The sequence below is a fragment of the Pseudoflavonifractor capillosus genome, assembly GCF_016899775.1.
Taxonomy (GTDB): domain Bacteria; phylum Bacillota; class Clostridia; order Oscillospirales; family Oscillospiraceae; genus Lawsonibacter.
In genome coordinates this window covers 18,815-31,564 of the sequence record NZ_JACJJE010000039.1, presented here as the reverse complement: position 1 = coordinate 31,564, position 12,750 = coordinate 18,815, and the positions used below count along the sequence as shown (strand labels likewise).

10 protein-coding genes are annotated in these 12,750 nt (G+C 61.8%); 6 read left to right on the top strand and 4 right to left on the bottom strand.

The window, feature by feature from the left end; translation table 11 throughout:
• The 4 genes from H6B31_RS11800 to H6B31_RS11785 form a co-directional block, all read left to right on the top strand.
• Positions 1–1,521 (top strand): hypothetical protein (locus tag H6B31_RS11800; RefSeq protein WP_204898699.1); only part of this gene is annotated, 1,521 nt, incomplete at its 5' end.
• A gap of 68 nt (positions 1,522–1,589) precedes the next feature.
• Positions 1,590–2,834: a hypothetical protein gene (locus H6B31_RS11795; protein ID WP_204898698.1), complete on the top strand. Its 1,245-nt coding sequence runs from the start codon at positions 1,590–1,592 to the stop codon at positions 2,832–2,834.
• Between the two features lie 132 nt (positions 2,835–2,966).
• A complete protein-coding gene (locus H6B31_RS11790) occupies positions 2,967–3,254 on the top strand; it encodes a DUF1294 domain-containing protein (protein ID WP_204898697.1) in 288 nt (95 codons plus the stop codon).
• A gap of 113 nt (positions 3,255–3,367) precedes the next feature.
• Positions 3,368–4,807, top strand: coding sequence for a 4-alpha-glucanotransferase (locus H6B31_RS11785; protein ID WP_204898696.1), 1,440 nt, complete (start codon positions 3,368–3,370; stop codon positions 4,805–4,807).
• Positions 4,808–5,795: 988 nt separating this feature from the next.
• On the opposite strand, the gene H6B31_RS11780 is transcribed toward H6B31_RS11785, so the two are convergent.
• The 4 genes from H6B31_RS11780 to H6B31_RS11765 form a co-directional block, all read right to left on the bottom strand.
• Positions 5,796–6,440: a helix-turn-helix transcriptional regulator gene (locus H6B31_RS11780; protein ID WP_204898695.1), complete on the bottom strand. Its 645-nt coding sequence runs from the start codon at positions 6,438–6,440 to the stop codon at positions 5,796–5,798.
• A 118-nt stretch (positions 6,441–6,558) separates the two neighbouring features.
• Complete coding sequence (ftsH, locus tag H6B31_RS11775) at positions 6,559–8,853, bottom strand: ATP-dependent zinc metalloprotease FtsH (protein ID WP_204898694.1); 2,295 nt, start codon at positions 8,851–8,853, stop codon at positions 6,559–6,561.
• Positions 8,854–9,129: 276 nt separating this feature from the next.
• Positions 9,130–10,041, bottom strand: a complete 912-nt coding sequence (locus tag H6B31_RS11770; protein ID WP_204898693.1) for a DNA/RNA non-specific endonuclease — start codon at positions 10,039–10,041, stop codon at positions 9,130–9,132.
• A complete protein-coding gene (locus tag H6B31_RS11765; protein WP_204898692.1) occupies positions 10,038–10,442 on the bottom strand; it encodes a hypothetical protein in 405 nt (134 codons plus the stop codon). The genes H6B31_RS11770 and H6B31_RS11765 overlap by 4 nt, the downstream gene beginning before the upstream one ends.
• A 196-nt stretch (positions 10,443–10,638) precedes the next feature.
• On the opposite strand from H6B31_RS11765, the gene H6B31_RS11760 reads away from it, so the two are divergent.
• Both H6B31_RS11760 and H6B31_RS11755 read left to right on the top strand, forming a co-directional pair.
• Complete coding sequence (locus H6B31_RS11760; RefSeq protein ID WP_204898691.1) at positions 10,639–11,199, top strand: RNA polymerase sigma factor; 561 nt, start codon at positions 10,639–10,641, stop codon at positions 11,197–11,199.
• Complete coding sequence (locus H6B31_RS11755; RefSeq protein ID WP_204898690.1) at positions 11,180–12,706, top strand: copper amine oxidase N-terminal domain-containing protein; 1,527 nt, start codon at positions 11,180–11,182, stop codon at positions 12,704–12,706. The genes H6B31_RS11760 and H6B31_RS11755 overlap by 20 nt, the downstream gene beginning before the upstream one ends.
• The last annotated feature ends 44 nt before the right edge of the window (positions 12,707–12,750 follow it).

The window sequence follows — 12,750 nt, the reverse complement described above, 5'->3', positions numbered from 1 at the left end:
GGGGAGCGGGTGAGTTTTACCATCCCCGAGGGGGACCGGGAGTGGAACATCCATATCGCCGGCCGGGCGGATACAGAGGAGCTGGGGGGCATCAGTCTCCACTATTTGGAGGGCATTGACTTTGTCCCCGGAGAGACCTACTCCTTTGAGCTGTCTGCCGCCCAGGCCCGGGAAATCACCGCGCTGACCATAGATATTACATTGGGAAGCGGAGCGGTGGGCGGCATCAGCATCACTCCCCTGCTGCGGGAGCCTGTCTCCTATGTGAACGAGGAGTACGGCTTTACCTTGACTCTGCCCGACGGCTGGGCGGACCAGGTGGAGATCCGGGAGGGCGAGTCAGACCCCGAAGTGGTGAGCTTCTACATGCGTGACGCCGGGGATTGGGAAGGTTCCGGTTGGCTGGTGAGCATTTACCAGCGCACATTTGAGGAGTGGCAGAGCCTCGTATCGGCAGGTTATCCTCATGTTTGGCAGTACATGGCAAGCTCTGGTGGGAATGTTCTGTATGCCTCGGGCCCTACAGGTGTGGAGTACGATGAAAATGACCCCGCCGTACAGGAGCGTTATCAGAATCTATATGCGGAGATTCCGGAGCTGCTGGACAGCTTTTCCCTAATTAACGGCGGGGCCTATGCCGCCGCCCAAACCTGGCTGGAGGAGCAGGTGGCAGCCGGGCCGCCGGAGGATGCCCAGGGCTATGACTATGTAGACGGCCGCATCGAGTCGTTGGAATATGTGACTTCCTTTGAGGGGTACGACGTCTATCGTCTGGATTACCGCTTCCTTGTGGATCACCCGGAGAATGTGGTCCTGGCGGGCGGAATGAGCCTGGATGAAAATGGCTGGCTAAGGGACTACCCCGTGATCGCGTATCTGATGCTGCACAATGGGGCCTTTGAATCGGTAAAATATATGGACACTGGACCGCCGGATACCCGGTTTTGGTATGAGTGGAGCAACCTGCCGGAGGATGTCCGCTGGGAGGCGGCCGCATGGGCCGCCTATCAGCAGGCGTATGCCGCAGAGCAGCTCTACTGGGGCATTCCCCGGCGAAATGGGGAGCGGAGCATTTCCCGGGAGGAGCTGGAGGCGGCTGGATACCAGGTCCAGGGCGATCCGCCCGACACTTGGCACAAAGTGGATTGGACGGTGGACTGGGCGACCTCTTATAATATGATATGGTCTGTGTTTAGTGACTACTTCTCGGATGATCTGACCCAGCGGCGTGTGGACGGAATGCTGACCGGTCCGAACGCCCCTTACCTGTGCTACGATGGGGCGTTGTACTTCCGGAACGATGTGCCCTGCGGGCCGGGAGTCCGATACGATGATGTGGACTGGGACAGCTATACAGTTACTCGGACCATCGACCAGCCGGGTTTTGAGGGCATCGAGTTTACCTTGTCTGGGAGTCGGAATGTGGACGGCGAGTGGGAAGATGGGACCTGGAGCTTTCGCTTTGGAAGAGAAGGTCCCTATGACTCCCTTCGCTTCTACACCTGGTTTGATGAGGCGTGAAAGACACCCTCTCCCCTGTAGAATATTCTTATAAGTTTTGTAAATGCAAAAGTTTGGAGGCGATTGCTATGAAGGACCGTCTGACCAATCTGTTTGTGAAAAAGAAGCGGGGCCGCCTGCTGGCCTGCTCTGCTCTGGCGGTGCTCATCTTGGTGGGCGGGCTTGCGGCCTGTGAGGGACAGCCGGCCATGACCGACATGGAGGCGGTGGAGGCCCTGGAGGAAAGCCTCTCCTATGACGGGGAGCGGGTGAGTTTTACCATCCCCGAGGGGGACCGGGAGTGGAACATCCATATCGCCGGCCGGGCGGATACAGAGGAGCTGGGGGGCATCAGCCTGCACTATCTGGACGGCACCGACTGGACACCTGGGGAGACCTACTCCTTTGAATTGTCCTCGTTGGATGCCCAGGACGTGACGGAACTGACCATGCATATCTTCCAGGGGACCCAGGAGTGGGAGATCGACCTGCTTCCCTATCTTCCCTATGTGAATTCGGAGTACGGATTCACTCTGACCCTGCCCCAAAGCTGGCGGGGCCAGGTAGATATCCGGGAAAACGATCCCAATATGCAAAATGTGACCTGTGCGGCCAGTTTTTACATGCGGGACGCAGGGGACCAGGACTACGCCGGCTGGCTGGCGGGCGTTTACCGGTGTACCTCCCAGGAGTGGGAGGAGACCGAGGCGGCAGGGAACCCCTATGCTCTGCCGGTCTTGGCAGAAACTGGAGGATATGTGTTCTATGCCGCTGGTCCTACTGATTTGCCGGTGGATGAGAGCATCCCAGGAGCGCTGGAGCGCTATGAGGAATTTTACGCTCAGGTGCCCGACCTGCTGGACAGTTTTTCCCTAATTAACGGCGGGGCCTATGCCGCCGCCCAGACCCGGCTGGAGGAGCAGGAAGCGGTGGAGACGTTTCAAGAGAATTCCCCCTATGTGAACCAGGAGTACGGCTTTACCTTGACTCTGCCCGACGGCTGGGCGGATCAGGTGGAAATTCGGGAGAACGACCCCAATACGCAGAATGGAACTTGCATGGTCAGCTTCTACATGCAGGACGCAGGGAACTGGGAAGGAGCTGGATTGTTAGCCAGTATCTCCCAGTGCACGCCGGAGGAATGGGCTCAGAACCAGGAAAACGGCAATCCCGCAGCCTGGGAATTCCTGGCGGATCTGGGACAGAAAATTCTGTATGCTGAGCCATCTACCGATCTGCCCGTAGACCCCGCCATCCCCGGAGCACTGGAGCGCTATACACAGTTCTCCGCTCAGATTTCAAAGCTTCTGGAGAGCTTCACTCTCCCTGCCTAACTGAATAGCCTGCTCACTTGCGTTTTTTCCCCACAGAGAGTACAATAACACACAGCGGAACCCCGCCCCGGCGGTCTGCCGGAGCGGGGTCTTGTTCTGTCTTGGGGCGAATGCCCCGGAGGAGGTACTGCCATGTCCAAAGAAGCGCTCCAGCTGCTGCTGGGCTATCTGCTTCTGATGAATCTCATTGCCTTTGTCCTCATGGGCCTGGACAAGCGCCGGGCCCGGCGGGACCAATGGCGCATCTCGGAAAAAACGCTGTTTCTCCCGGCGGTGCTGGGCGGGAGCCTGGGGGCCATTGCGGGGATGCGCCTGTTTCACCACAAGACGAAGCACTGGTACTTCCGGTACGGCCTGCCCGCCCTTTTGGCGGTCCAGATCCTCCTGGGGGTTTTTCTGGGAAGGCGGCTTCCATTTTAATAAAAGCACAAATTGACGGTCGTTTTCTCTTGCTTTTTTGGTTATTTCTGCTATACTATAACATATCGCCCGGCGAAGCCGGGTGTGTAACCCCTGAAAGGAGACTGTTTCCCATGTATGATGCCCGTTTCAGCGGCGTGCTGCTGGCCGTCTCCTCCCTGCCGGGGCCCTATGGCATCGGCTCTCTGGGAGCGCCCGCCCGCCGCTTTGTGGATTTTCTGGCCGAGGCCGGTCAGACCTACTGGCAGATCCTGCCCCTGGTCCCGCCGGGACACGGCAACTCCCCCTACATGTCCCCCTCCGCCTTCGCCGGGAACCCCTTCCTCATCGACCTGGACGAGCTGGCGGCGGAGGGCCTGCTCACCCAGCAGGAGCTGGACTCCGCCCGCCGGGACGCCCCCGACCGGGTGGACTACGCCTTTCTCCACGAGACCCGGATGGACCTGCTGGAGCTGGCCTTCCGGCGCTCCCTCACCCTCATGGAGACCGCCCCGGAGGAGCACCACCTGCCCTGGATCGGGGAGTACGCCCAGTTTGCCGCCCTCCACGACCAGTATGAGGGCAGTCCGGACCAGTGGCCGGAGGACGCCAAGCCCGACCCGGACCGGGTGGCCTTCCACACCTTCCTTCAGGACACCTTCTACCGCCAGTGGTTCCACTTGAAAGAATACGCCAACCAGAAGCACATCCGCATTATGGGGGACGTCCCCTTCTATCTGTCCGCCGACAGCGCCGAGGTGTACTACCACCCGGAGCTGTTTCAGCTGGATGAGGACGGCCGCCTGGCTGCGGTGGCCGGGGTCCCCCCCGACGCCTTCACCGCCGACGGCCAGTTCTGGGGCAATCCTCTCTACGACTGGGAGGGGAACCGGCCGGCGGTCTTTGCCTTCTGGAAGGAGCGCATCCAGTGGTGCGCCCGCATGTACGACGCCATCCGCATCGACCACTTCCGGGCCTTCCACACCTACTGGTCGGTGCCCGCCGGGGCGGAGAGCGCCAAGGAGGGCCACTGGGAGCCAGGCCCAGGGATGGCCCTGCTCAACCTGCTCCAGGCCGCCGCCCCCAAGCTGGAGCTCATCGCCGAGGACCTGGGCAACCTGGACCTGGACGCCCTGGAGTTTGTCCGCAGCTGCGGCATCCCCGGCATGAAGGTGATGGTTTTCGCCTTTGACCCCAACGGGGAGAGCGCCTATCTGCCCCACAACTGTCAGCCCTTCTCGGTGGTCTACACCGGCACCCACGACACCCAGACCTTTGTCCAGTTCCTCAACGAGGCCTGGCCGGAGGAATCCGGCTTCGCCCGCCGCTACCTGCGCCTGCGGGAGGACGAGGGGCTGGGCTGGGGGGTCATCTCCGGGGCCTGGGCCTCCGGGAGCTATCTGGCCATCGCCCCCCTCCAGGACGTGCTGGGCCTGGGCGGAGACGCCCGGATGAACACCCCCGGCACTGTGGGGGATCACAACTGGTCCTGGCGGGTGCGCTCCGAGGCTCTGAATCCCTATGTGTCCGGCAAGCTGCGGGAAATCACCCGCACCTACCGCCGCTGCCTGTAACCTACTTTCTTTGAAAAAGAAAGTAGGCAAAGAAATTTTCTGCGAAACTTCGTTTCGCTTCTTGCAGCTCTAAAAGTCTCGCCGTTCGCCGGAGGTTTTCGCCGCCTGCACTTCTAAAGCCTTCCCCTTGAGGGCCGACTCCCCTTGTCAAGGGGAGATGGCCGAAGGCCAGAGGGGATAGGGTCAGGTGCCCCCGAAGGGGGCGGATGAGGGGGCGATAATAGAGCGGTAGGGCCCGATGCCCTCATCGGGCCGCTGGGTGGCTCTTTTCGCAGGGGAGCTTCGCCGCCTGCGGGCGGCGAGTGACTTTCTGGACGGCCAGAAAGTCACCAATGGCCCAGGCCACCCTCTCTTGCCCCTTTGGGGCAATTCACCTTGAGAACCGCTAGGGGGCGGGCGCAATCGGCGGTTCGGCAAAGCCTCCCGCCTCCATGCCGCCCGCCCCCTAGAACCCCCATTACGGGGGACGCGTACTTGTTAGATTTTGCAGTATTTCCGGCGCGCAGAATCTGAGTGGCGATTTGCGTTTCCTCCCGGGCCACTGGGCCCTGGCTTCCCCAAAATTTCAGTCTGTGCGGTTTCTGTTCCGCGCCTGGCTTTACCGAGCAAACGCTCCCAGTGCGCATACCGCCGTAGGGGCGGCCCTTGCGGTCGCCCTCAGCCTTCCCCTTTAGGGGAAGGTGCCGAGCGAAGCGAGGCGGATGAGGTCCGTAGGGGCGGCACACCTGGGCCGCCCGCGGGCCGGCCAGTGTCCGGCCCCTACGAAAAAGAAGGAACCGCTTCCAGTTTGCCGCAGGGGCGGGTGTCCTCACCCGCTCGCGCTATAAGTAGGGCGCGGCCTCCTGGACGCGCCGTTTCACAGGTTCTCTCTTTGTCGTTTATGTCTCTCTGCTCATGCGGCAAAGGAACTTTCTACTTGAGTTCTTGCATGTTTTGTCTCTGTATCGCTGTGCGCGGCTTTCCGCTTATGCGGAAGGTCGCGTATTTTTTACTTTCGCATCAGTATCCGGCCAAAACCATACAGCCCAATCCCTGCCGGGAGAAACACCCAGGGGACCTGCTGGAGCTCCCACGCCGCCATGCTGATCCAGGGAATGTTTCCCACAGAAATGCCCACCCCATAAATCAGAAGCATCAACACGGCCAGCAGTCCGCCCAGCGCCGGCCAGATGCACTTTTTACCGGAAAATACCGGTGTTAGGACGTGTCCCAGCGCCGTGCCGGAGAGCGCCCACAGCAGCGGACAGCCGTACAGTGACATCCAGAGGTAGGCATTCCCCACCACCAAAAAGGCTGGGGAGGCAATCATCCCAGGCTGGACCAAGCTCCACTCCGCCATGACCATCACTCCCCACAGGAGAAGAGCCAGCCCTCCGCTCAGTCCAGCCCAGATCGGCAGACGGCGGAGAAGCTGCTGGGCCGGTGTATATTCCGGTCCGTACAGCACTTGAAGCAGGTCCACCTGAAACTGTTCTGCGAGCTTTTGCAGTGTCTCCAGGTCAGGGTGTACCTTTCCCAGCTCCCACAGAGAGATGGTCTGCCGGGTGACAAACAGTTTTTGGGCCAGTTCCTCCTGGGTAAGCCCCGCCTCCTTCCGCAGGCGGCGGATGTTTCGATCTATGGAAAATCCCATACACGGCCCCTCCTTTCCCCTCCAGCATAGCGGATACCAGAAAATTTGTCACGCAAGGTTTGCTTGCATTGCAGAAACAGCGCCTTGGAGCAAGCTCCAAGGCGCTGTTTGAATCATGTTATTCTTTACTCTCGTCCTCGTCGGAGAGCTGACCGTCCTCCGGTCTGGGGGCGTCCTCCGCTGTCGGGGAGGCGTTCTCCTCCGCAGCGTCCGGCTCCGGCTGTCCCTCGTCCGGCTGCTCCTCAGCGGCGGGCTGTCCGTCCTCCGGCTGAGAGCCGTCGGGAGCATGCTCCTCCCCGTCTCCCAAGGGAACGGGGGGCTTGATCTCCTCGCTGACGATGTGGATGTTCTTGGCGGGGGGCTCGATATCCCCGGGCAGCGGCTTCTTTTTCTCCGACTGCCGGGTGGAGGCGTAGGCGTCCTCCACCAGCGCGGGGTCCCGGCCCTCAATGATGGCCACCATCTCTCCGCCGGTGATGGTCTCCTTCTCCAGGAGGTAGGCCACCACCTTGTGCATGTCCTCCAGGTTGTCCCGGATGAGGGCCACAGCGTCCTTGTAGCACTGGTCCAGGATGACCTTGACCTCCTTGTCCATAATGGCCGCCGTCTCCTGGGCGCAGTCCAGGCCGTAGCCGCCGTCCAGATACTGGTTGCGGATGGAGCCCAGGGCCATCATGCCGAACTCGTCGCTCATGCCGAACATGGCCACCATGTTCCGGGCGATGTTGGTGGCCTCCTGGATATCCTGGGAGGCGCCGTTGGTCATGGTGTGCATGACCACCTCCTCGGCGGCGCGGCCGCCCATGGAGACGGTGATCTGGGCCATGAGCTCTTCCTTGGTGCGCAGGTTGGTCTTGTCCTCCTCAGGCATGAGCAGGGTGTAGCCCAGAGAGCCCTCGGTGTGGGGGACAATGGTGATCTTCTGCACCGGCTCGGCGTTCTTCTGCTTGTAGGCCACCATGGCGTGGCCCACCTCGTGGTAGGCCACCAGCTTCTTCTCGAACTCGGTGAGCACGGAATTTTTCTTCTCGCTTCCGGCGATGACGAACTCGAAGGAGGCCAGCAGGTCCTCCTGGGTCACCAGCCTCCGGCCGTGGCGCACCGCCCGCAGGGCGGCCTCGTTCACCAGGTTGGCCAGGTCGGCGCCCACGCACCCGGCGGTGGCCAGGGCGATCTTCTTCAGGTCCACGTCCTCGGCCAGCTTGATCTTCCGGGTGTGCACCTGGAGGGTGGCCAGGCGGCCGGCCAGGTTGGGCCGGTCGATGGTAATGCGGCGGTCGAAGCGGCCGGGCCGCAGCAGGGCCTTGTCCAGCACCTCGGGCCGGTTGGTGGCGCCCAGGACGATGATGCCCTTGCCGGGGTCAAAGCCGTCCAGCTCGGCCAGCAGCTGGTTCAGGGTCTGCTCCCGCTCGTCGTTGCCGCCCATGCGGTTGTCGCGGGACTTGCCGATGGTGTCGATCTCATCGATGAAGATGATGCAGGGGGCCATCTTGGCGGCCTCTTTGAACAGGTCCCGGACCCGGGCCGCGCCCATGCCCACGAACATCTCCACGAAGTCGGAGCCGCTGATGGAGAAGAAGGGCACTCCCGCCTCTCCGGCCACCGCCTTGGCCAGCAGGGTCTTGCCGGTGCCCGGCGGGCCCACCAGCAGGGCGCCCTTGGGCAGCTTGGCGCCGATCTCGGTGTACTTCTGGGGGTTGTGCAGGATGTCGATGATCTCCTGCAGGGACTCCTTGGCCTCGTCCTGGCCGGCCACGTCCAGGAAGGTGACGCCGGTCTTTTTCTCCACATAGACCTTGGCGTTGGACTTGCCCAGGTTGCCCATGCCGCCGATGCCGCCTTTGCCGCCCACGCCCCGGAACAGGAACCAGAACAGGCCCACCATAACGAGGACGGGCAGCACATAGGCCAGGAACAGGTTGAGCAGGTACAGCGAGCTGTCCGCCGGCTCGGTGTAGGCGTACTCGCCGTCCTCAGTTCTGAGGTACTGGGTCAGCAGGCTCATCAGCTCATCGTCCGAGACGCCGGACAGCCGGACGGTCACATACTGGACGGGCTCATTGGGGTCCTGCTGGCGGGTGGGGATGAGAGACTGCATCAGCTCCTGAGTCTGGCTGCCGGCGTCGGACTGCTCACTCTGGGGCAGCTCCGCCTCCACGCCATCCTTCAGGGTGAAGGTGATCTGACTGCTGTCGATCACCGCCGTCTGAATCTTGTCCTCCACCAGCCACTCCCGGAAGGTGGTATAGGGGACTGTGACGGTGTTTGCGTTCTCATAGGAGGACATGCAGCCCCGGAACAACAGCGTCAGGAACAGGGCCCACAGGACAATGCTCACCAGTCCGAACGCATTGCGCCGGTTGTTGTTGCCGCCTCCGTTGGGATTGTTGTTGTTTCTTTTGTCTGGCTTCAAGGGAGAATACCTCCGTCAAATCTGCAAAACAGAGATTCCATGGACCCGGGCACAGAAAAATCCCTGTGCCGCCGCGTCTCTGCGGGCGGGTCCAAGTCTTTTATACTATAACACACTATCCCTTTAAAAACAAGAAACAGGCCTGTAAACTTTCTGTGAAAGTGAAGGGGTAAACGATTGGACGCGCCTTTGGGCAGGGACAGCGGGGCCCGGAGAGGGGCAAAAAAGCTCCTCTCCGGGCCCGATTGATACTGATTTTGATGTGTACTCCCCTGCTCAGGGCTTGCACGTGCCGCAGGGGGAGTAGCCCTGGTCCAGGAGAGACTGGCGGGTGCCGGTGTAGTCCTGGCGGTTGGAGGGGTTCATGTTCTCCACCCCGGAGCAGTCGGGCAGGTGGAATTTTTTCGAGTTGGTATTGAGCACATAGTGCTGTTCCGTATCGCCCTGGCCGCTGGAGGCGGCCACATCAGAGCCGGAGCTCTGGGGCTCCTCCCCGCTGAGCCAGCTCTCCCCGGTGGCGTAGTCGATGGCAATACCCGGCTGGTTGTTGTAGCAGTACACGTGGAAGCACACGCCCTCGCCGCCGTCCTCCACCGAGAGGGCCTCCAGCTCCACCCCCCGGGCCACCAGCTCCGTGCCGGAGAACACCGGGGTCACCCGGTAGAGCACATGGTTCCCCGTCTCCTTCACATAGTCGGCCACCAGATTTTCAAAGGGGAGCATCCCCTCCACATTCAGGTACCGGGTGCCGGTGATCAGGTTCTCCTCGTTGGCGTTCTCCCCGGTGAGCTGGAACCCGATGAGGTGGCAGCGGTTGTAGAGGTAGCCCCCGTCCACCAGCTCGGTGTCGTACTTGGCGGTCTGCCAGCCGGAGGGTTTTACGCTGCTGATGGACTCCCGGTCCTGGGTGGGCATGGTGTCCAGCCCCACGCTGGCCCAGGCGGTGCCGCACCGGCCCAGGGAATCCAGGGGGCTGTACTCCTCAAAGCCCTGGGCGGCCTGGTCCAGTTCTTCCTGGGTGAAGCCCGGCTGGTTGTCGCTGAGTACCACATAGGGCTCGCCGGAGAAGGCCGGCACGTCCTCCAGGGAGAAGGAGGTCTGGGTCCCCCCGGGCACGGCCCCGCAGGCGGACAGGAGCAGGCACAGGAGCAGAAACAGGGACAGGGAAACTTGCTGGATACGCTTCATCGCTGGTAAATCTCCTTTGTAATCACGTCGTGGGAGTGGCCGGGAAATTCCGTCCGGCCGGTCAGGGTCCAGCCCTCCGGGGGCAGGGCGATCTTCCGGTCGGAGGGGTAGTGCCGGTTCCACCGGTAGAGGATGAGCTGGTCCGCCCGCTCCAGGGCGGGGGCGGGGCCGGTGAGCTCCAGGAAACACAGGTCCTCCGGACCCGCCTGGGTCCAGGGCTCCTCCGCCGTGCGGATGTGTTCGGCTTCCTCAGGGAACAGGGGGCGGGAGTAGGGCTCCACCCAGAGGGTACGGTCCCCGGCCTGGGAGAGCAGGTCGGCGGACACCGCCCGGTCCCGGCTCTGGCGGCGGCGGTTGAAGGACAGGCCGCCCCGGTCGTCCACGCAGAATGCGAGGGTCACAGTCATCCCTCCTGGTACAAATGTTTGAGTGGTATCAGTATACCATCCCCGGAGCGGAATGGCAAGGTTTTCTTGGGGCGGCCCCCCTTGACGTGAGAGGGCCGGGCCGGTATGCTCAAAAAAACAAAACCTGCTTGCAGCACCGCCCTCCCCCGGTGCGTATATAGGGGCAGAGAGACACAAAGGAGGGATCCAGATGGACGACCAGGCGTTGATCCGGGCGCTTCAGGCCGGAGAGCGGGCCGCCCTGCGCCGGACCATGGAGGTCTACGCCGGCTACACGTCGGCGGTGCTGGGCAACACCCTGCGGGGGCAGGCCAGCCGGGAGGACCTGGAGGAGCTGCTGTCCGACGTGTTCCTGTCCCTGTGGCGGAGCCGGGAGGGACTGGACCCGGAGAAGTCCCTGAAATCCTGGCTGGCGGCGGTGGCCCGGAACCGGGCGGTGGACTTTCTCCGCCGGAAAAAGGAGACCCACCCGGTGCCCGACGGCCTCCCCGACCCCGCCCCCGGCCCGGAGGAGCAGGCGGAGCGGCGGGAGGCGGAGGAGCGGCTGCGGGCCCTGGTGGAGAGCATGGAGGAGCCCGACCGCACATTGTTTCTCCGGTACTACTATGAGGAGGAGCCCCTGGACCAGGTGTGCCTGGACCTGAAGATGCGCCCGTCCACCGCCCGGTCCCGGCTGTGCCGGGGGCGCAGGAAGCTGAAGGAGCGTCTGACCCAGGAAGGAGGGATGCTGGATGCGCAGTCACATCCATGAGCTGTGGGAGGATCTGGAGCTGTCCCCCCAGTACCCGGAGCCCGACCTGGACCGGGTCATGGACCGGGTGATGGACCAGATCGAGGCGGAGGAGCCGGAATATCCGGCCAGCCAGACCAGAAGGAGGAGACCCATGCACAAGAAGAAACTATTGCTGTCCCTGGCGGCCGCCCTGGTGGTGCTCACCGGGTCGGCGGTGGCGGTGGCCAATCACTACGGCGTGCTGGACCTGTTTTTTACCGGGGACACCAGCCAGCTGGAGCCCTATGTTCAGACGGACCTGGGCAGTGCGGAGAATGAAGACTACCGCTTTACAGTCAACAGCGCCTACTACGACGGCATGATCGTCTACGCCACCGTCACCGTGGAGGGGCTGAATGAACAGGCGGTGGAGGATTTAAAGAGCAGCCGGGCCGACGCGGACGCCCACCGGGAGATGTGGGGAGATGAGCTGGCAGACAATATGATAGAACGGCGCGGCTCCGGACCGGACACAATCCGCACCAATGCGTGGGATGTGGTAGAGGCAGCCAGGCCCGGGGAACGCCTCGGCGGCAGCGGCGGCAGCAGCGAGATTCAAGCCCCTTCGGATACCAGCCGTTCTTGGCGTGTACGAGTTATGTTTGAGTGCTGGCTGGGTCCCCTGGATACGCCACTGAAGCTGTGGGCCAACTGGATGGGAGAGGAGTATGCGGTAGAAGTTCCTCTGGACACAGTGGCGGGTTCTGTGCATCTGGAACCGAACCAAGAGTTTTTGTTCAATCCTCTGAACGGCCAGCGTGCTATTCTGACGGAAGCTACTCTTACCCCCACCCTGCTGTATTATGAGATCCAGAGCGTGGGGGAGAGAAAAACGGACACAGGTTGGGATGCTATGGATGGTCGGTTTATATTGAAAATGAAAGATGGCTCCCTGATAACTTCTTCGCAACTAGGCCACACTGGTGGTGGAAGTTACGATTGGAACAACAACCACTTTATATTCCGGGTAGATTTTACAGCTGTAAAGTTTACCGATGTAAATGAAGTGGAGTCAGTGATTTTCGGGGATACGGAGTTCCCACTGGATGGCTCTGAGCCCACCTTGGCAAAAGAGGACGAGCGTTTCTACCCATTCTATGTCTCCTACTATGACGAGGACGGGCCGTGGTACACCGATGTGGAGGCCTTGTGCCGGGGCCTGGGGGCGGAGTATATTTGGGATGAGGACACCCAAACTGCCACCGCCACCTACCGGGACGTGACCATTCAGATGACTGTGGGCAGCAATCGGGTTTTGGTCAATGGAGAACCCCTGGAGCTGACCGGCGATGTACAGGATGAGGAACACCGCTTGATCGAGGATGCTCCCCAGCCCATTCAGTTGAAAAACGGGGTACTGATTGCCCCCAACTACTTGTTTTCCCATGATGGTATAGCCGGCGGCGTGTGGGACATTGACATCAGCATGCTCCATTTGGACGGACTAGTAACACCAGACCCCAACCGCGTGGTGGTCCTCCCCTAACTGTATACAGACGAAGCCCCCGGGCCAGCGGCCCGGGGGCAGTT